17 protein-coding genes and 1 riboswitch are annotated in these 19409 nt (G+C 72.7%); of the genes, 6 read left to right on the top strand and 11 right to left on the bottom strand.

Annotation, left to right across the window (positions count from 1 at the left end; translation table 11 throughout):
- Positions 1-654 carry an amino acid ABC transporter permease gene (locus tag ASF45_RS33080; RefSeq protein ID WP_056673820.1) on the top strand — a complete coding sequence of 218 codons (654 nt, stop codon included), beginning with the start codon at positions 1-3 and terminating at the stop codon, positions 652-654.
- On the top strand, positions 638-1399 hold the full coding sequence (locus ASF45_RS33085; RefSeq protein ID WP_056673823.1) for an amino acid ABC transporter ATP-binding protein: 762 nt from the start codon (positions 638-640) through the stop codon (positions 1397-1399). The genes ASF45_RS33080 and ASF45_RS33085 overlap by 17 nt, the downstream gene beginning before the upstream one ends.
- Here the strand turns inward: ASF45_RS33085 and ASF45_RS33090 are convergent.
- Positions 1368-2600, bottom strand: coding sequence for an MFS transporter (locus ASF45_RS33090; RefSeq protein WP_056674412.1), 1233 nt, complete (start codon positions 2598-2600; stop codon positions 1368-1370). The genes ASF45_RS33085 and ASF45_RS33090 overlap by 32 nt on opposite strands.
- 126 nt (positions 2601-2726) lie before the next feature.
- Here ASF45_RS33090 and ASF45_RS33095 point away from each other — a divergent pair, with 126 nt between their 5' ends.
- The 3 genes from ASF45_RS33095 to ASF45_RS33105 all read left to right on the top strand — a co-directional run bounded on the left by ASF45_RS33095 (position 2727) and on the right by ASF45_RS33105 (position 5995).
- Positions 2727-3632, top strand: coding sequence for a LysR family transcriptional regulator (locus ASF45_RS33095; protein WP_056674415.1), 906 nt, complete (start codon positions 2727-2729; stop codon positions 3630-3632).
- 61 nt (positions 3633-3693) lie between these two features.
- A complete protein-coding gene (locus ASF45_RS33100; RefSeq protein WP_056673826.1) occupies positions 3694-4617 on the top strand; it encodes a LysR family transcriptional regulator in 924 nt (307 codons plus the stop codon).
- Between the two features lie 127 nt (positions 4618-4744).
- The gene (locus tag ASF45_RS33105; protein ID WP_082551432.1) at positions 4745-5995 is read left to right on the top strand and encodes an EAL domain-containing protein; all 1251 of its coding nucleotides are present in this window, start codon (positions 4745-4747) and stop codon (positions 5993-5995) included.
- A gap of 10 nt (positions 5996-6005) precedes the next feature.
- Here ASF45_RS33105 and ASF45_RS33110 read toward each other — a convergent pair whose 3' ends face one another.
- From ASF45_RS33110 to ASF45_RS33140, 7 genes are all read right to left on the bottom strand, one after another.
- Entirely contained in the window at positions 6006-6470 is a 465-nt protein-coding gene (locus ASF45_RS33110; RefSeq protein WP_056673829.1) for a copper chaperone PCu(A)C, read from the bottom strand.
- A gap of 30 nt (positions 6471-6500) precedes the next feature.
- The gene (locus ASF45_RS33115; RefSeq protein ID WP_056673832.1) at positions 6501-7088 is read right to left on the bottom strand and encodes an SCO family protein; all 588 of its coding nucleotides are present in this window, start codon (positions 7086-7088) and stop codon (positions 6501-6503) included.
- A 14-nt stretch (positions 7089-7102) separates the two neighbouring features.
- Positions 7103-9223, bottom strand: coding sequence for a TonB-dependent siderophore receptor (locus ASF45_RS33120; protein ID WP_056673836.1), 2121 nt, complete (start codon positions 9221-9223; stop codon positions 7103-7105).
- The gene (locus tag ASF45_RS33125) at positions 9220-10611 is read right to left on the bottom strand and encodes a PepSY domain-containing protein (protein ID WP_056673839.1); all 1392 of its coding nucleotides are present in this window, start codon (positions 10609-10611) and stop codon (positions 9220-9222) included. Before ASF45_RS33125 ends, ASF45_RS33120 begins: the two co-directional genes overlap by 4 nt.
- 1 nt (position 10612) lies before the next feature.
- Positions 10613-10846: a hypothetical protein gene (locus ASF45_RS33130; RefSeq protein ID WP_056673842.1), complete on the bottom strand. Its 234-nt coding sequence runs from the start codon at positions 10844-10846 to the stop codon at positions 10613-10615.
- A 175-nt stretch (positions 10847-11021) separates the two neighbouring features.
- Positions 11022-11384: a DUF2946 family protein gene (locus ASF45_RS33135; RefSeq protein WP_056673845.1), complete on the bottom strand. Its 363-nt coding sequence runs from the start codon at positions 11382-11384 to the stop codon at positions 11022-11024.
- Positions 11385-11621: 237 nt separating this feature from the next.
- Positions 11622-12149 (bottom strand): GNAT family N-acetyltransferase, encoded by a 528-nt coding sequence (locus tag ASF45_RS33140; RefSeq protein WP_056673848.1) that lies wholly within the window; start codon positions 12147-12149, stop codon positions 11622-11624.
- Positions 12150-12236: 87 nt separating this feature from the next.
- Positions 12237-12515, top strand: a riboswitch (cobalamin riboswitch).
- Between the two features lie 120 nt (positions 12516-12635).
- On the opposite strand from ASF45_RS33140, the gene ASF45_RS33145 reads away from it, so the two are divergent.
- Entirely contained in the window at positions 12636-13325 is a 690-nt protein-coding gene (locus tag ASF45_RS33145) for an energy-coupling factor ABC transporter permease (RefSeq protein WP_056673851.1), read from the top strand.
- Between the two features lie 55 nt (positions 13326-13380).
- Here ASF45_RS33145 and ASF45_RS33150 read toward each other — a convergent pair whose 3' ends face one another.
- Genes ASF45_RS33150 through cobN form a run of 3 tightly spaced genes read right to left on the bottom strand, consistent with a single transcriptional unit; the run spans position 13381 to position 18880 of the window.
- On the bottom strand, positions 13381-13989 hold the full coding sequence (locus ASF45_RS33150; protein ID WP_082551433.1) for a VWA domain-containing protein: 609 nt from the start codon (positions 13987-13989) through the stop codon (positions 13381-13383).
- A gap of 41 nt (positions 13990-14030) precedes the next feature.
- Entirely contained in the window at positions 14031-15110 is a 1080-nt protein-coding gene (locus ASF45_RS33155) for an ATP-binding protein (protein WP_056673854.1), read from the bottom strand.
- Complete coding sequence (gene cobN, locus ASF45_RS33160) at positions 15107-18880, bottom strand: cobaltochelatase subunit CobN (protein WP_056673856.1); 3774 nt, start codon at positions 18878-18880, stop codon at positions 15107-15109. The genes ASF45_RS33155 and cobN overlap by 4 nt, the downstream gene beginning before the upstream one ends.
- Positions 18881-19409: the final 529 nt, after the last annotated feature.

Consider the following 19409-nt stretch of genomic DNA (forward strand, 5'->3'; position numbering starts at 1 on the left):
ATGGTCGACTTCACTCTTTGGGACATCCTGCGCAACCTGCTGCTCGCGCTGCGCTGGACGGTCGTGCTCTCGCTGATCGCCTTCGTCGGCGGCGGCCTCGTGGGCCTCGGCCTGCTGGTCGCGCGGCTGTCGGGCAGGCGCGGCATGGACGCCCTTGTCGGCGGCTACGTGCAGCTGTTCCAGGGCACGCCGCTGCTCATGCAGCTGTTCCTGGCCTATTTCGGCATCGCGCTGTTCGGCATCCAGACCTCGGCCTGGGTGGCGGCCTCGGTGGCGCTCACGCTGTACACCAGCGCCTTCCTCACGGAGATCTGGCGCGGCTGCGTGGCCGCCATCCCCAAGGGCCAGTGGGAAGCCGCCGACAGCCTGGCGCTGAGCTTCGGCGAGAAGCTGCGCCACGTGGTGCTGCCGCAGGCCGTCAAGATCGCCGTGCCGCCCACCGTGGGCTTCCTGGTGCAGGTGGTCAAGGGCACGGCCCTGGCCTCGGTGATCGGCTTCATCGAGCTGACCAAGGCCGGCACCATGATCACCAACGCCACCTTCAAGCCCTTCGTGGTCTACAGCTGCGTGGCCCTGCTGTACTTCGTGCTGTGCTTCCCGATCAGCCTGTACGCCAAAACGCTAGAAAGGAAACTCCATGTCCGCCCTGCCTGAGGCCCTGCCTGCGCCCATCGTCGAGATCAACGGCCTGCGCAAGTCCTACGGGGCCAACGAGGTCCTGAAGGGCATCGACCTCAAGGTGCAGCCCGGGGAGGTCATCGCCATCATCGGCAAAAGCGGCTCGGGCAAGAGCACGCTGCTGCGCTGCATCAACGGGCTGGAAGAATTCCAGAGCGGCAGCCTCACGGTGGACAGCAAACCGTTGCTGCACGGCGATGCCAACGCCATGCGCGCGCTGCGCCAGCGCGTGGGCATGATCTTCCAGAGCTTCAACCTGTTCCCGCACCTGACCGTCGGCAAGAACGTGATGCTGGCGCCTGCGCTGGTCAAGAAGAAGGACCCGGCAGCCGGTGCCGAGCAGGCGAAGAAGCTGCTGGCCCGCGTGGGCCTGGCCGAGAAGTTCGACGCCTGGCCCGACCAGCTCTCGGGCGGCCAGCAGCAGCGCGTGGCGATCGCGCGCGCGCTGGCCATGGAGCCGGCCGTGTTGCTGTGCGACGAGATCACCAGCGCGCTGGACCCCGAACTCGTGGGCGAGGTGCTGCGTGTGGTCGAGAGCCTGGCCGAGGAAGGCATGACGCTGCTCATGGTCACGCACGAGATGAACTTCGCGCGCAAGGTCAGCGACAGGCTGATCTTCATGCACCAGGGCCGCGTGCACGAGATGGGGCCGCCGAACGAGCTGTTCGCCAACCCGCAGACGCCCGAGCTCAAGCAGTTCCTGTCCTCGCTGCACGGTTGACGAATCCCGCCGCCAGCGCCAGCAGCGTGGCCAGTGCGAACGCCGCCCGCGTGCCGGCCGCCACCGCCTGCGGCGAGGCGACGGCCGGATCGGCCACCCCGGAGCCGAGCAGGAACACGGCGCCCATCAACGATGCCCCCGCCACCAGCCCCAGGTTGCGCGACAGACCCAGCAGGCCGGACACCTGGCCCCGGCGCTCGGCTGCAGCACCGGCCAGCACAGCAGTGTTGTTGGCCGCCTGCACCAGCGCATAGCCGGCGGTCATCAACACCAGCGGCAGCACGTAGCCCAGGACACCCCAGGCCAGCGGCGCCAAGGCCAGCACGGCGCAACCGGCGGCCATCGCCGCGAGGCCCGCGCGCAGCACGCGGCCCGCGCCCCATTGGTCGACCAGGCGGCCCGCCGGCAGCCCGACCAGTGCCGCCACCAGCGGACCGCAGGCCATGGCCACGCCGATGCGCGCGGCGTCAAGCCCCAGCGCGCCGGCCAGGTGGAACGGCCCGACCACCAGCGTGGCCATCACCACGCAGGACACCAGCAGGCTGACGGCCAGCCCGCCCGCCAGCCCCGACGCCCCACGCAATAGGCCCAGGCTGGCCGAGCGCGCCGGCACCGCAGCGCCGCACTCCACCGGCAGCCGTCCCACCAGCACCAGCGCCACGGCGGCCAGCGGCAATGGCGCCCAAAACAGTGCGCGCCAGCCGAAGACTGCCAACAGCACCCCGCCCAGCGCCGGCCCCATCGCGGTGCCCAGCGCAGACACCGTGCCCAGCAGACCCATGGCGCTGCCCACGCGCGTCCTGGGCACGGCCTGCGCTACGAGCGCCAGCGTCAGCGCCATCAGACCGGCCGCTCCCGCGCCCTGCGTCGCACGCGCCGCCACCAGCCAACCCAGCGAGGGCGCCAGCGCGCCGAAGCCGCTGGCCACGCCGAACAGCGCGATGCCCCCCAGCAGGACGCTGCGCCGTCCCCACCGGTCGCCCAGCCAGCCGGCCGGAAGCACCAGCGCGGTGACCGCCAGCAGGTAGGCCAGCACCACCCACTGCACCTGCTGGAACGGCGCGCCGAAGGCATGCGCCAGCGCCGGCAACCCGACGTTGGCGATTCCCGCGCCGAGCGCGGACAACAGCATCGCGGTGGCCAGGCCGGCCAGGGCGAAGCGCGAATGCGAAGCGACGGGAGCGAGCGTGGTGGTGGGCATGGCGTGGTCGGCGAAGAAGTCCAGAAGAGCCAGCAGCCTAGGCGCCGCAGCGCCGCGGCGGAAGGCGCGCCGCCTGCACGCCACCCGTGCACGCCACGCCATGTCTTGCGTGCTAAGGTGCCCCGCGTGCCACGGCCCGACCTCAACCTACTCGTCACGCTGGACGTGCTGCTTACCGAAGGCAGCGTGGCCGGCGCCGCGCGCCGCCTGCGGCTCAGCCCCTCGGCCATGAGCCGCACGCTGGCCCGGCTGCGCGCCGCCACCGGCGACGCGCTGCTGGTGCGCGCCGGCCGCGCCCTGGTGCCCACGCCGCGCGCACTGGAACTGCGCGCCCGCGTCGGTCCGCTGGTGCAGGAGGGCGAGGCGCTGCTGCGCCCCGGCACCGCACCCGACCTGCGGCAACTGCAGCGCCAGTTCACGCTGCGCACCCGCGAAGGCTTTGTCGAAACCTTCGGCCCGGCCCTGCTGGCGCGCATCGCGGCCGAGGCCCCTGGCGTGCGCCTGCGCTTCATCGCCAAGCACGACAAGGACAGCGCCCTGCTGCGCAGCGGTGCGGTGGACCTGGACACCGGCGTGGTCGACGGCACGGCCGGCCCCGAGGTGCGCACCCAAGCGCTGTTCAGTGAGCGCTTCGTCGGCGTGGTCGCGCCCGGCCATGGGCTGGCAGCGCAGCCGGCCACACCCGAACGTTACGCGGCCTGCCGCCACGTGCATGTGGCGCGCCGAGCGGCAGCCGCCGGCCCGGTGGACGAAGCCCTGCGTGCGCTCGGCCTTGCGCGCGACATCGCCACCACGGTCGACAGCTTCTCCGCCGCGTTGGCCCTGGCGCGCGCCGCCGGCCTCGTGGCCACCGTGCCCGAGCGCCACACCGCCGGCCTGCGCGCCGGCCTGCAGACCATTGCGCTGCCGCTGGCCCTGCCCCCCATGGCCATCGCGCTGCTGTGGCACCCTCAGGCGCACGCCGACCCGGCGCACAGGTGGCTGCGGGCCTGCGTGCGCGAGGTGTGCGCGGGGGTGGTGGGTGGCGACTGAGCAGCCCCTACACTGCGATGGCCGGCCGCGCGGCCGGCAACTCCATCCACCCGCCACGCCCATGAGCGACAGCCTGCATTCCCTGAACCTGCACGACCTGCGCCTGCTGGCGCTGCTGCTGGCCGAGCGCAGCATCACGCGCGTGGCCGAGGCCAGCGGCCAGGCCGAGCCGGCCGTGAGCCGCAAGCTGCAGCGCCTGCGCGAGGTGCTGGCCGACCCGCTGCTGGTGCGCAGCGGCGCGCGCATGGTGCTGACCGAGCGCGCCCAGGCGTTGCGCGAACCTCTGCGCGAGATCATGGCCCAGGCCGCGCGGCTGGAGGCCGGCGGCAGCTTCGATCCGGCCAAGGCCGAGCGCGCCTTCCACATCGTCTGCTCCGACTGCCTGCCGCCCGACTTCCTGCCGGGCATCGTGGCGCGGCTGGCCGGCGCCGGCCCGCGCATCGCCGCCCACATCCGGCCGGCCGACGCGGCCTTCGACCTGGCCCAGGCGCTGGACGACGGCAGCGTGGACCTGGTCATCAACAACGACCCGCGCCCGCGCGAGGACCTGCGCATGGCCGTGCTGTTCTCCGACGAGGTGGTCTGCCTGATGCGCCGCGGCCATCCGCTCGCGCAGGAGCGGCGCATCCCGCTGGCGCGCTACCTGCGCATGCGCCACCTGGCGCCGCACACCGGATCGCAGCCGCGCACCGGGCCCATCGACGGCGAACTGGCCAAGACCGGCTACCAGCGCCAGATCGTCGCCACCGTGCCCGAATTCAACCTGGCGCCCTACGCGCTGCTGGACAGCGACCTGGTGTACACCACCGCCCGCCGCTTCGCCGACCACTACGCGGCACGGCTGCCCCTGGTGTTGGCGCCCGCACCGGCCGAGCTGCCACCCATGCGCTTCTACCAGCTCTGGCACGAGCGCAGCCACGCCAGCGCGGCCAGCCGCTGGCTGCGCGCCCAGGTGCAGGCGCAGGCTGCCCCGCCCCCCGGCTGAGCCTCCTGCTGGCCTACAGCGCCGGTCGGCCCAAGCCGATGCTGCGCCGTCGCCGCATCGGCTATCACTGGAACCTGGCACCTTGCCGCGGGCGCCGCCCGCGGGACCAGACCCGGAGATGGACAGCATGCAGACAGCGTCAGCCCGTGCCCAGGAAACCGAAGCAGACGCCACACCGCGCCAGGATGCCGAAAGCCTGGAAGCCATCCTGCGCATCGTGCGGCGCTACCTGGGCATGGACGTGGCCTTCGTGTCCCGCTTCCGTGACAAGGACCGGCTGCTGGAACTGGTGGACGACGAATCCGCCGGCCCGCTGCACCAGGGCCAGAGCATTCCGCTGAGCGAGGGCTATTGCCTCAAGGTGGTGCGCGGCGAGCTGCCCGAGTTCATTCCCGACACCTCGCGCGACGCCGTGGCGCGCCAGCTGCCGGCCACGGCGGAGATCCCGATCGGTTCGCACCTGAGCGTGCCCATCGTGCTGCCCGACCAGCATGTCTACGGCACGCTGTGCTGTTTCAGCTACGCGCCCAACCAGACCCTGGACGAGCGCGACGTGCTGCTGTTGCGCGCCTGCGCCGAGTTCCTCGCGCTGCATTTCGAGGCCTCGGCCCGGAACGAGCGCAACCGCGCCACCATCGCCTCGGCCATGCACGATGTGATGGCGCAGGGCGCGCCACGCATCGTGTTCCAGCCGGTCTACCACCTGCCCGACCTGCGCCTGCACGGCTTCGAATGCCTGTCGCGCTTCGATGCCGAGCCGCGCCGCACGCCGGACCGCTGGTTCGCCGCGGCGCACGACGCGGGCGTGGGCCTGGAGCTGGAGTTCCAGGCCATCCGCAACGCGCTGGCCTACCTGGGCCGCATGCCGGTCGGCCCCTGCATGAACATCAACAGCTCGCCCGAGATGATCCTGTCGGACCGGCTGCTGGCGCTGCGCGACAGTGGCCACGACCTCTCGCGCGTGGTGCTGGAGGTCACCGAACATGCCGTGGTGCGCGACTACGCCGCACTGTCGCAGGCGCTCAAGCCGCTGCGTGCCGATGGCGTCACGCTGGCCGTGGACGACGCCGGCGCGGGTTACTCCAGCATGCGCCACATCCTGAGCCTGGAGCCCGACATCATCAAGCTGGACATGGACCTCACGCACGGCATCGACGCCGACCCCAAGCGCAAGGCCCTGGCCAAGGGCCTGACCAGCTTCGCACACGAGATCGGCTCGCTGGTCGTGGCCGAGGGCGTGGAGACCCGGGCCGAACTGCTGACGCTGGCCCGGCTCGGCGTGGACTGCGCCCAGGGCTACCACCTGGACCGGCCGCTGGACTTCGAGCAGGCCCTGGAGCGCTGCCGCGGGCCCATCGAACACGGGCGCTGCGGCTGATCCTCCAGGATCAGTGCTTGTGCTGCGCGGCCGGTGCCGCACTGGCGTTGACCGCGCGCACCGGCGCCTGCACCTGCACCGATTCGCGCTGGCCGTCCTTGCCCTCGAACACCAGCGTCAGCGGCACGGTGTCGCCGGCCTTCACCTGCGCGGGCAGGTCCATCAGCATCACGTGGTAGCCGCCGGGCTTGAGTTCCACGGTCTTGCCGGCGGGCAGCTCCAGGCTGGGCACCTGGCGCATGCGCATCACGTTGTCCTGCAGCGCCATCTCGTGCACCTCGACGATGGGCGCGGTGAGCGAGCTGGCGGACACCAGGCGCACGTCCTTGGCCGAGCGCAGCTGCATGAAGGCACCCGTGCCCTTTTGCTGCGGCACGGTGGCGCGCACCCAGGCGTCCTGCACGGTGACCTGGGCCTGCGCGGCGCCGGCGGCCAGGGCTGCGGCGGCGAGGAGGATGCGGAATGTGTTGTTCATGGGAGCTTTCCTTTGGCAATGGGGGGAGTGTCAGGCCAGCAGCCGGCGCAGGTCCTGCGCGTACTGCTCGGCCGTCTGGTCGTGCCGCAGCACCACGCGCAGCTGGCCCGCGGGGTCGTAGACATAGCTCAGCGCCGTGTGGTCCATGGTGTAGGAGGCGCCGGTCGGCACCTTCTTGTAGTAGGCCTTGAAATTCCGCGCGAGTTCTGCGGTCTCGTCCAGCGAACCATACAGGCCCAGGAAGCTCTCGTCGAAGGCCTTGGTATAGGCCTGCAGCACCTGGGGTGTGTCGCGCTCGGGGTCCACCGTGACGAAGACGACCTGCAGCCGTGCGCCAAGTTCGCCGAGCAGGGCCTTGGCCTGGGCCGCACGGGCCAGCGCGGTCGGGCAGACATCGGGGCATTGCGTGAAGCCGAAGAACAGCAGCACGGCCTGGCCCTTGAAATCGGCCAGCGTGCGCGTGCGGCCGGCGGGGTCGCGCAGCCGGAAGTCCTGGGCGTAGTCGGCGCCGGTGAGGTCGATGCCGTGGAAGGCAGGTGCCGCGGGCTGGCAGGCCGCCAGAAGTGCGGCGCTGCCGGCCACGAGCAGACGGCGGCGTGGGAGGTCGATCGGGTGCATGTCTTTTCTCCGCATCAGAAGGTGTAAAGCGCCGACAGCCGTACGTTGCGCCCCTGCGCCGGCGCGACCCAGCGCGCCACGTGCAGATGGCTGGAAACGTAGTAGGCCTTGTCGGTGAGGTTGCGCAGCGCCAGCTGCACTTCCACGGCCTGGCCACCGCCCAGCGGCTTCCGCCAGGTTTGCGTGAGGTCCAGGCGCGCATAGCCCGGCAGCACGACCGTGTTGGCGCGGTCGGCGTAGCGCGCGCTCTGGGCGTAGACGCCGGCGCCGGTGCGCCACTGCGCGTCCGAGCTGCTGGCCCACCGGTATTCGCCCCACACGCTCAGTGCATGCGGCGCCACATTGGGCGCGGTCTTTCCGGCCAGCAGGGAATTGGCCAGCACCACCGCACGCGTGTAGGCATAGGCCGCCCGCACGCTGAGCCGCTCGGCGATCTGCCCGGTCAGCGAAGCCTCCAGGCCGCGCGAGCGCCCGGTGCCGTCCACCGTGAAGTCGAAGGCGTTGGCCGGCGTGCTCTGGTCGGCCGAGATCATGTGGCGCTGGTCCAGCTGGAACAGCGCCACATCGGACGCCAGGGCGCCGCCCTGCCAGAGCGACTTCCAGCCCACTTCAACCTGGCGCGAACGGCGCGAGGGCAGCGACTGGTTCGACGACGACGCCACCTGGTTCGGCGCCATGCCTCGGGCCCAGTTGGCGTACAGGCTGTCGCTCTCCGAGAGCCGGCGCAGCAGGCCGAGCTTGGGCGAGAACACGGCCTCATCCACCCCGCGCGTGCCGGCCGTGCCGTAGAGAAAGTCCTGCTGCGTATAGCGCAGGCCGGCCACGACGGTCCAGGCGCCCAGGTCGATCTGGTCCTGCACCGAGGCCGCGAGGGTCTTGAGGTCCTGCGTGGTCAAGGCGCCGGCCGCGAGCAGGCCCCAGGCCGGAATGGCGACCTGGCCGTAGACCGGGTCGAACACGTTGATGGCCACGCTGGCCGATGCGGGCACCGTCAGCGCCGGCTGGTCCAGCGTCTCGCGGTAGTGGTCCAGGCCGAAGAACAGCTGGTGCCGGGCCGCACCCGTCGCCAGCCGGTGGGTCAGCGAGGCGGCCGCAGAATCGATGCGGCGGTCGGTGCCGGGCTCCACCGATGCGCTGCGGGCCCAGGTGCCGGCCGGCGCGGCCGCGAGCGGATTGCCGAACAGAAAGCTCTTGACCGAGGTCGAGTCCGCCCGCAGGTGCGTGAGGTCCACGGCCAGCCGCGTGTCGTCGCCCAGCGCCACATCGCCGTGCAGGTCGAGGATGCGCGTGTCCGTGGTTGAGTCCCGCCCTGGCTCGCCGAACTGGCGGTCGCGCGGCACGGCCACCGGCCGGTCGCCCAGCGAAGGGATGCCGTAGTCGGGCTGGTAGCGCTGGCGGATCAGCTCGGCGCCAAGGCGCAGGTGGTAGCGCTTGCCGTCGCTCTTGGCGATGCCCAGCTTCAGGCCTTCGAGTTGGTCGGGCACATGCCGCCATGCGCTGGCATCGGATTGCGTCAGCACCAGGCGGGCGGCCAGCTCCTGCTCCGCGTTCAGCACACGGTTGACGTCCGCCGACAGTTCGAGCGCGCCGGAACTGCCCACGCCCGCGCTGACCGAGCCGAAGTTGGCCAGCCGCGGCTGCTTCGTCACGAGGTTGACCGTGCCGCCGGGTTCGCTGCGCACGCCCAGTGCCGCGCCCGGCCCGCGCAGCACCTCGATGGACTCGACGAAGGCCGCGGCGAACGGGTAGTTGGACAGCCGCACGCCGTCGCGCAGGATGCGGCTGGAGCCGGTGGCGCTGTCCATGATGGCGCCGCGCAGCGTGAAGAACTGGGTGTGCGCGCCGTTGAAACCCGAATCGGCCTGCACGCCGGGGATGTTGCGCAGCGCCTCCTGCAGTGTGCTGCCGCCCTGGGCGCGCAGCACGTCCACGGGCAGGCTGGAGGCCGAGAACGGCGTGTCCATGGTCGAGGCGCTGCTGCCCGTCGCCAGGCTGCCGGCGCGCAGGATCTCGGGCACGGCGGACCCGCGCACCACCACCGCAGGCAAGGCGCTGCCGGGCTCGGCCTGCGCCCAGGCCACAGGTGCGGTGGCAGCTGCGATGGCCCAGGCCAGGGGTTGGAGGCGCGTGTTCATTGCGAAGCTCCCACCAGAAACCGATCCAGTCCCAGCATCACCAGCAGCGATGCACCCACGAGCGGAAACGCGATGCCGCCCAGCACCAGCAGGCCGGCCACCGTGCGCAGCGCGCGCCGGTCCGAGGGCAGCGGCGGCACGCCGAGCCCGCCGGCCGGCCGGCGCTTCCACCACATGGCGGCGCCGCTGGCGCACAGCAGCACCGTGGCCGCGCAGGCCAGCACCAGCAGCAGCTGGTTGGCCAGGCCGAACTCCTGGCCCATGTGCACGTTGATGCCCCACTCCAGCGCGCGGCCCAGCGGGCCGTAGTCGGCATAGCGCATGTCCAGCAGCACGGCGCCGCTGTACTGGTCCAGGTGCACCACGCGCTGGCGCGCCAGGTCGTGCGGGTAGACCGAGGCCGTGTAGACGCCGGTCGGCCCCTGCGGCAGCGCCAGCGTGTAGCCGGGCGCGAGATCCAGCCGCGCGGCAATCGCCATGGCCGCGTCCAGGTCCAGCGCGCCGTGCGCCATGGCGGCCGGCGCCGCGCCGTGGCCCAGGTGCGCGGCATGGCCGTCATCGTGCGACTGCGGCAGCTGCGCCTGCTCCAGCGACCAGGCCGTGGGCCCGGCGTCGTGCAGCTTGTGCTGCGACATCGGCACCTGCACGCGCACGCCGGCCGGGTAGCCGAAGTTGTGGCCGTTGGCCCAGCGGTTGGCCTGCTGGCCCCACAGCACCGACCAGGGCATGCCGGTCAGCGCGAGGAAGACCAGCGCGGCCGCGACGAACACGCCCGTCACCGCATGCAGGTCGCGCCAGAACAGGCGCTGGCCCGGCTTGCCGCGCACCGAGACCACGCCGCCGCGGCGCCCGCGCGGCCACCACAGGTAAATGCCCGTGGCCACCAGCAGGATGGCCCAGCCGGCCGCGATCTCGATGGCGCCGCGCGCCATGGTGCCGAAGTACTTGAGGCTGTGCAGGCGGCGGATGGTCCCGGCCACGCTGCCGCCCTCGGGCAGCTGGCCCAGCACCTGGGCGCGGTAGGGGTCGACGTAGACCGACAGGCGCTCGCCGCCCGTGCCGGTGATGCCGACCTCGGCCGCGTCGGTGGCCGTGGCTGCGGGGGTGTACTTGCGCAGCGTGCCGGGCACTGCCGCCAGCGCCGCAGCCACGAGTTCGCCGTGCGCATGCGCCGGTGTGGCGGCGGCCGCCACATGCTTGAGCTCGGCGTGGAACCAGTCGTCGATGGTGTCCTTGAACACATAGAGGCCGCCCGTGAGCGCGAGCCAGGCCAGGAAGGGCAGCACCAACAGCCCGGCATAGAAGTGCCAGCGCCAGACCGCGCGGTACAGGCTGCCCGCGCCGATGCCGTTCTGCACCGGCACCGTGGAGTCCGTGGTCGTGGCCATGTCAGAAGCGCAGGTTCAGGCTGGCATACGCGCTGCGGCCGTCGCCGGGCGAGTCGCCCGAGGAGCCGCTGTCGTACCAGGCGTGGTCGAACTGGCGGTCCGTCAGGTTCTCCACCTGCGAGCTGAACACGCTGCGCGCCGGCAGCGGGCCGGCGGCACTGGCGTGGATGGTGGCGGTGCCCAGCGTCAGCGCGGAGTCGGCAGCGTCCTGGGCGCTGGCCGGGGGCAACAGCACGAATGCGGCGCAGCCGGCGAGAAACCGCGGCGTGCGGCGACGGGACGGTCGGAATGCGTGGAACACGGCACACCCTCAAGCAAACAGGTCTGTTCATGCAGGCCGTCCGCCTGTGCGGCAGTCCTGCGCGAAAGCGCGAGCGCACAGCCTCACGGCCGCGCATCTCGGCGAAGAGTCAGACCAGGGAGGGAGGGCCGCGAGGCGGCAGCGGCGCGCCGACCAGCGCCGCGATGTGCGCGGCCACGAGGCTCTGCAGTGCACGGGCCAGCGGCTGCGGCGCGGCGCTGGGGGTCCGCTGCGGAGCCGGCGGCAAGGTGGCCGCCAGGCACAGGGGGCAGTCCAGGGTGTGGTGCACGGCGGCACCGTCCTGCGCACCACCGTCGCCCAAGGCCACCAGCTTCACGCCGCCGCTGGCCGTGCAGACCAGTTCCATGGCCTGGGGCTGCACGATGGGCGAGGCGACCGCCACGCCCATGGCCAGCACGAACCACGCCAGGACGAGGCGGGCCAGCAGCGTGGAGCGGCGCAGCAATTGCATGGGCGGCGATCATAAGGCGGCCGGCGCGCTGCCGGCCTGGGCCACCGGTGGGGCAAATCGACCCAGGGCGAACCGTCGCACTGCCGCGCCCATCGCGCAGCTTCCACCGGCGAGCCATTCGGCGCCCTGGACTCCGGCAGCGAGCCGGCCACCTTCACCGGCATCCACGACCGTACGGCCACCCGCGCCAAGCCTTCGGCATGGTTGCGCCCGACAGGGGGTGGCGCGGCGCCAGGCTCAGCCCGCGCAGCCGACGTCCAACTGGAGCGCCATGGGCTGCACCCGCAGGTCCGCGCCCTCGCGCAACAGCGCGGTCGGCCCGGCCGCGCGAAAGCCGTGGCGCACGTACAGGCGCAGCGCCGCGCTGTTGGTGGTCGTCACGCCCAGGCAGACCCGTTCCGCGCCTGCTTGCGCCGCCCAGGCCAGCACATCGTCGAGCAGCGCAGCACCGATGCCGAGCCCGCGCGCGGCAGGGTCCACCCACATCTGGAACAGGTCGGCGCGGGCCGGCTCCGCCGCCGAGCGCTTGCACCAGACCAGGCCGCAGACCGTGCCGTCCTGCACGGCCAGCACGAGCCGGTCGAAGCCGCTGCTGCGGGCCGCGGCGACACGCTCTGCCCACTGCGCATCGGCCCGGCCGGCTTCGGCCGCGTAGCTGCTGCCGAAGGCATCCGGCGCGTCCTGCAGCGCGCGCAGACGCACCGCCCGGTACAGGGGCCAGTCGCCGGGCTCGGCAAGGCGCAGGGTGAACGGGACAGCGGACATGGGGGCGCGCGCACCGGATGCTGCACGCCCCGGGATTGTGGCGCACGGGCCCTGGCTATACTGCGCCCGCCCTCGGAACCGCGTTCCGCGGGCATCCGTGCGACAGGTGTCCGCATGCCCTGCATGTGGAGTAAACGGGAACGGGGTGACGGCGCAGCGATGCAGCCCAGGCCCCGGCTGCCCCCGCAACGGTCAGCAAGCGACAACGCCGATCGCCCCCTGGCACCAGCTGCCGGGCGGGCCGTCACTGGGTTCGCACGTGGTCTGCCACCGCAGATGCGCGACGGTCCTGGGAAGACGCGGCGCCGGCAGAGCCTTCTCTGCCCCTTGCGAGCCCGGAGACCGGCCTGGCGCGTTCGTGCATGCCCAGCATGCACAAGCCGGCCGTCTGCGGGGTGCAGACAGCGGCGCCTGCGCACGCGCGTGTCGCGGCGGGCGCTGCTGTCACAGCAGGCGGCGCGGTTCTGTCCCCGAAAGGAAACCCGCATGCACATCGAACCCGGCGTCGTCGACGCCGCCAAGATCACCCTGAGCTACGCCACGGCCGCCGCCGCCTTCGGCCTCACCGCCTTCATGGCGCGCCAGGACGCGCGGGCCGACGCCCACCGGGGCGGGTGGGCCGCGCTGGCGGCACGCAGCCTGCTCACCACGCTGGCGGTGTTCTGCTTCTTCGAGGTCTTCCCGCACGCGCCCGTGGGCGTGTCCGAGGTGCACCTGATCCTGGGCTCCACGCTGCTGCTGCTGTTCGGCGCGGGCGCCACGGCCATCGGGCTGGCGGCGGGCCTGCTGGCCCAGGGCCTGCTCTTCGCGCCGGCCGACCTGCCGCAGTACGGCATGAACGTGACCACGTTGCTGGTACCGCTGTACGCCATCGCCCGAATCGCGCAGCGCGTCATCCCGGCGCGCACGGCCTACGTGGACATCGGCTACCGCCAGGCGCTGGCGCTGTCGCTCACTTACCAGGGCGGCATCGTGCTGTGGGTCGCGTTCTGGGCGCTGTACGGCCATGGCGTGGGCGCGGACCAGTTGGCCGAGATCGGCCGCTTCGGCACCGCCTACCTGGCCGTGGTGCTGCTGGAGCCACTGGTCGACCTCGCGGTGCTGTGGGGGGCCAAGACGCTGGCCGCCCGCACGCGTGGCCAATGGTTCACGGCGCGGCTGCACGCGGCCGCTTGAAGCCGCTGCTGCCCCAGGGCAGCCAGGGCTTCCCGCCGGCCGGCGCGGCCGGAATTCAGGACCAGTCCTCGGCGCGCAGGCAGTCTGCGCCCCAGGCCCGCGCCAGCGCCTGCGCGCGGCCCAGCCGCAGGCGGCCTTGCTCGAAATCGACCACGCGCAGCTGCGCAGCCTCGGCAGGACGCGCGGGCCAGTCGCGCGCACGGCCGTCGGTCAGCAGCCAGAGCCAGCCCTCGCCGCCGCCCCGGGCCAGCAGCTGTGCCGCCTGCGCGATGGCCGGGCCCAGCGGCGTGCCGCCGCCCGCGCCGATGGCGTTCACCCAGTCGTCGTTCCAGGCCGCGGCCTTGCGTGGCGGCAGGCGCAGCTCCACGCGCGTGCCGGCGAAGCTGAGCAGCGCCACCCGCTCGCGCCGGCGGTAGGCCTGCTCCATGAGCGCGAGCAGCACGCCCTTGGCGCGCGCAAGCGCGCCGCCGGCGGCCATCGAGCCCGAGCAGTCGAGCACGAAGCAGTGCAGCCGCTGGCTGGAGGGTGGCTGCGGCCGGCGCCGCAGGTGCTGCGGTGCGAGTGGCGCGGCGCCGCGCGCGGCCAGCGTGGCTGGCCAGTTCCAGCCACCCGTGGCGGGGCCGCGCTGCAGGTGGCTTGCGGTGTCGGCCTTCGCACCGGGCATGCGCCCTGCCGCCAGGCCGGGCGCTGCATCGGCACGAAGGCTCAGGCTTTTTTTGCGGCGGGCCCCGCGTCGGAGGCCAGCAGCGCGGGCACGGCCAGGCGCACCGTGCCCATGGGCTCGGGCGGCAGCGCGCCCCAGTCCGTGCCGGCATCGCTGTGGCCTGGGGTCCCACTGTCGCTGCCCTTGGCTTGCGGCTGCTCGGCCTTGGGCGCGGTGGCCGGCGCCGCAGCGGATAGCGGCGCGCCGGGCTTGCGCCGGTGCACGAGCGCCAGTTCGGCCACGGCCTGCACATGCGCGGGCGTGACCTCGGCGTCGCCCTGCCAGGCCGCCAACGCGCGCGCCGCGCGCAGCAGCACGAGGTCGGCGCGCAGGCCGTCGACCTGGGCCTGCACGCACAGGCCACCCGCGGCCTGCAGAACCGCGTCGGACCAGGGCAGCGCCTCGGGCGCCAACGCGCGCGCGCGGGCCACGCCCAGGCGCTCGGCCAGTACGGCCTGCTCGGCGGCATGCCGTGCGCGGAAGGCCGCGGGATCGGCCTCGAACTGCAGCCGCGCGCGCACGACGGCCTGGCGCTGCGCCGGGTCGGCCACATTGGCCAGCCGCACGCACAGGCCCAGGCGGTCCAGCAGCTGCGGGCGCAGCGCGCCCTCCTCCGGGTTCATGGTGCCCACGAGCACGAAGCGAGCGGCATGGCGGTGCGAGATGCCGTCGCGCTCGACCACGTTGACGCCGCTGGCCGCGGCGTCCAGCAGCACGTCGACCAGGGCGTCGGGCAGGAGGTTGATCTCGTCCACGTAGAGCACGCCGCCGTGTGCGCGCGCAAGCAGGCCGGGCGCGAAGCGCACGGCATGGCCGGCCAGGGCCTGCTGCAGGTCCAGCGTGCCGGCCACGTGCTCGAGCGATGCGCCCAGTGGCAGCGTGACGAAGGGCGCCGCCGGGATCAGCTCGGCCAGCGCGCGTGCGGCAGTGGACTTGGCCGTGCCGCGCGGGCCCTCGACCAGCACGCCGCCGATGCGCGGATCGATGGCGGCCAGCAGCAGCGCCTGGCACAGCGCGGGCTGGCCGGCGATGGCGGCGAACGGAAACAGCGGGGGCAGCTCGGGGGCTTCGGTGACGCTCATCGCGTTGATTCCTGGTGGTGTTCGTGGTCCAGCAGCAGGGCTTCGAGCTGCTGGCGGTAGTCGCCGGGTTGCGCCCACAGGCCGCGCTGCATGGCTTCGAGCAGGCGCTCCAGCATGCCGCGCAGGGCCTCGGGGTTGTGCTCGGCGACGAAGTCGCGCACGGCGGCGTCGCGCAGGTAGGCGTCGGCCACCAGCGCGTAGTGGTGGTCGGCGACCTGGCCCGTGGTGGCGTCGAAGCCGAACAGATAGTCCACCGTGGCCGCCATCTCGAACGCGCCCTTGTAGCCATGGCGCATGGCGCCTGCGATCCATTTCGGGTTGGTCACGCGCGCGCGCACCACGCGGCCGATCTCCTGGTGCAGCGTGCGCACGCGCGGCTGCTGCGGATTGGCGTGGTCGCCGTGGTAGAGCGCGGGCGTCTTGCCCGACACCTCGCGCACGGCCGCGGCCATGCCGCCCTGGAACTGCAGGTAGTCGGACGAGTCCAGGATGTCGTGCTCGCGGCTGTCCTGGTTCTGGGCCACGATGTCGAGTTCGCCCAGGCGCCGGCGCAGCGCATCGCCAGCGGGTTCGCCCTCGCTGTCCTGGCCGTAGGCGTGGGCGCTCCAGCCGATCCAGGCCCGCGCCAGGTCGCCGGCGTCCTGCCAGTCACCGCTGTGCAGCAGCGGGTCCAGTCCCGTGCCGTAGTGGCCGGGCGGCGCGCCGAACACGCGCCAGCCGGCCTGGCGGCGCGCCTGCTCGGCACTGGCGCCCTGGGCCTGCAACGCCTGGGCTTCGGCCCGCACGCGCGCGCGGATGGGGTTGTCCTCGTCGTCCTCCTCGAGTTCCGCGACCGCCTGCACGGCGGCGTCGAACATCTGCACCGCGAGCGGGAACGCGTCGCGGAAGAAGCCCGAGATGCGCAGCGTCACGTCCACGCGCGGGCGGTGCAGGCCGGCGCGCGGCACCACCTCGAAGTCCTGCACGCGCTGGCTGCCAGGGGCCCAGCGCGGGCGCACGCCGATCAGCGCGAAGGCCTGGGCCAGGTCGTCGCCGCCGGTGCGCATGGTGGCCGTGCCCCAGACCGACAGGCCCAGCGCGCGCGGGTACTCGCCGTGCTCCTGCAGGTAGCGCTCGATCAGCTGGCGCGCGGCCTGCTGGCCGAGTTCCCAGGCAGCCTGGGTCGGGATGGCACGCGTGTCCAGCGTGTAGAAGTTGCGGCCCGTGGGCAGCACGTCGGGCCGCCCGCGCGAAGGCGAACCGCTGGGGCCGGCCGGCACGAACAGGCCGCGCAGGCCGCGCGACAACTGGCGCAGCTCTTCAGGGCCGCAGGCGTCCAGGTCCGGGGCCAGCTGACCGTGGACGCGCTGCAGCACGGCCTGGGTCTGCGGCCAGCCGGCCGCGTGTTGTTCGCCGTCCAGCAGCTGCTGGGCCAACCGTTCAAGCCGCTCGCGCGTGTCACCTTCGTGGCGCCAGGGTTCGGCGCTCAGGGCCTGCAGCACTGCCGGACGCGGGCCGGCCCAGGGCCGCGCCGGCTCCAGCCGCAGCGGATCGAAGCCGGTGTCCGGCAGCAGATCGGCCGCCAGCGCGCCCAGCAGCCCGGCATCGCCGTCCGAGGGAAAACGCGCCAGCGCCAGCAGCGTATCGCGGCGTTGCCGGCCGGCGGGTGAGCGGCCGAACACGTGCAGGCCGTCGCGGATCTGTGTCTCCTTGAGCTCGCAGAGGTAGGCGTCGATGCGCTCGAGCAGTGCGTCCTCGTCGTTCTCGGTGCCGGGCGGCAACGCCAGCTCCCCGGCCAGGTGCTGGCGCCGCACGGCTTCGACGATCTGGCGGCGCAGCAGCGCGGCGCGGCGCGCGTCGACCAGCAGCGCGTCGTAGTACTCGTCGACCAGGCGCTCCAGGTCCTGCAGCGGGCCGTGGTTCTCGGCGCGCGTGAGCGGTGGCATCAGGTGGTCGACGATCACGGCCTGGCTGCGGCGCTTGGCCTGCGCGCCCTCGCCGGGGTCGTTGACGATGAAGGGATACAGGTGCGGCAGCGGGCCGAGGATCGCGTCGGGCCAGCACGCGCCGGACAGCGCCAGGCTCTTGCCGGGCAGCCATTCGAGGTTGCCGTGCTTGCCCACGTGGACGATGGCGTCGATGGCGAACACATCGCGCAGCCAGAAGTAGAAGGCCAGGTAGTGGTGCGGCGGCACCAGTTCGGCGTCGTGGTAGCTCGCGTAGTCCTGTGCGCCGGACTGGTTCAGCGCGCGGGCGGGCTGGATGCCGATGAAGACCTGGCCCAGGCGCAGGCCGGCGACCATGAAGCGGCCCTGGCGCAATGCCGGGTCGGCCTCGGGCGGGCCCCAGCGCGCAGAGATGGCGGCGGCCATGCCATCGGGCAGCGCGGCCAGGCGCGTCTTGTGGTCGGCCAGCGCGTAGCTTTGCCAGGCCGGGCGCAGCGGCCATTGGGCGGGGTCGTTGGCGATGCCCTGCTGCAGCTGGCGCATCAGCGCGTCACCGTCTTGCGGCAGTGCTGCGTCGCCCAATGCGTAGCCCTCGGCCGCCAGCGCCTGCAGGATGGCGATCACCGAGGCCGGTGTGTCCAGCCCCACGCCGCTGCCGATGCGGCCTTCGCTGCCCGGGTAGTTGGCCAGCACGAGCGCGAGCCGCTTCTCGGCCGCGGGGCGCGTGCGCAGCCGGCACCAGCGCTGCGCGAGTTCGGCCACGAAGTCCACGCGGTCGGGCTCGGCCTGGTAGGCCACGATGTCGGCCTGGGTGACCGGGCAGCGGTGCGCCAGCCCCTTGAAGCTGACCGCGCGCGTGACGATGCGGCCGTCCATCTCGGGCAGCACGACCTGCATGGCGATGTCGCGCGGGCGCAGGCCCTGGGCATCGGCCAGCCAGTCTTCGCGGTTGCCGCCGCTCGTGATGACCTGCAGCACGGGCGCGTCGCCCGCCAGGGCCTGGCCCGGCTCCAGCGCCGAGAAGGCCGTGGTGTTGAGCACGAGCTGCACGGCGTGCTCGGCACACAGCGTGCGCAGGGTGGACAGGCACAGCCCGTCCTTGAGCGAGTCCAGCGCCAGCGGCAGCGGGTTCAGGCCGCGCGCGTGCAGCGCCATGGCCAGCGCGTCGAAGGCGGCCGTGTTGCCGGCCAGCAGATGCGAGCGGTAGAACACCAGCGCGACCACGGGCGCGCCGGGCAGCCACGCCGCACGCAGGTCGTCGATGCCGGGCACGGCATGGCGCTGCGCGCACAGCGCGGGTGGCACGTAGAGCGCGGCCTGCGGCAGCGTGCGCGGCGGCGGCGGGGCCTCGCCCTGCCCCAGACCCAGGTGCGCCACGGCCTGCAGGAAGGCGCGCGCGTTGGCGGGTCCGCCTGCGCGCAGGTACTGCCAGAGCTGGCGGCTGTCGGCCTGCGGCAGCGTGCCGCGCGCGAGCAGGTGCGGGTCTTCCTGCAGATCACCGGAAAAGATGGCCAGGCGCTGGCCCTTGGCACGCGCGAGCGCTGCGATCTGTTGCACACCATAGGGCCAGGCCGACTCGGAACCCAGGTGGTCCACGACCACCACGCGCGCGTGCTGCAGCACCTCGTCCACGTAGAGGTCCAGCGAGGCCGGCTGGCGCAGGTACAGCAGGTTGGCCAGGCGCAGGCTGGGGAAGCCTTCGAGCTGCTGCGCAGCGGCGGACAGCAGGGCCAGCGTGGTGTCGGCCGAGCTCAGCACGACGATGTCGGCGGGCTGCTGGTCGAGCCGCGTGACGACGCTGGGGTCTTCGACGAAGCCGCCAGGGCGGGTGGAGAGAAGGTGCATCAGTGGGATCCCATGGCCGAGCGCAGCGATGGCCCGTGTGGTGTTGGGGCCCCTGTGCCCACGCCGAGGAGCGCAGTGGCCTGGGCGGCGCGGGGAACCTCGCGCTTCAACATCTGACCCATTGCACTTGTTCGAGCGTAGTGAACGCAGTGAACGGTGCGAGTTGTGCAATGCGCCCAGGCCGCGAGCACCGCAGGTTGCCCGGAGCGCCAGCGGAGGGACGTGGGCACCGGGGTCGCCCTTTCTTTGGTTACTTTCTTTCGGCGAAACGAAAGAAAGTGACTGCACTGCCGGGGGCAATCCCGGCCTCTGGTGCCAGCAGGAACCACTACGTCTGATCGAGGTGAGGAGGCGGGGTTTTCGCCCCCGCACGACGACTGACTTTTCTTGTCTCGCCAAGAAAAGTAAGCAAAAGAAGGCGACCCCGGTGCCCCTGTCCTTCCGCTTCGCTCCAGGCAACCTGCGGTGCTCGCGCCATGGGCTGCATTGCGCAACTCGCACCGTTCACTGCGTTCACTCAGCTCGAACA

The sequence above is a fragment of the Pseudorhodoferax sp. Leaf265 genome (assembly GCF_001422365.1).
GTDB lineage: Bacteria > Pseudomonadota > Gammaproteobacteria > Burkholderiales > Burkholderiaceae_C > Pseudorhodoferax.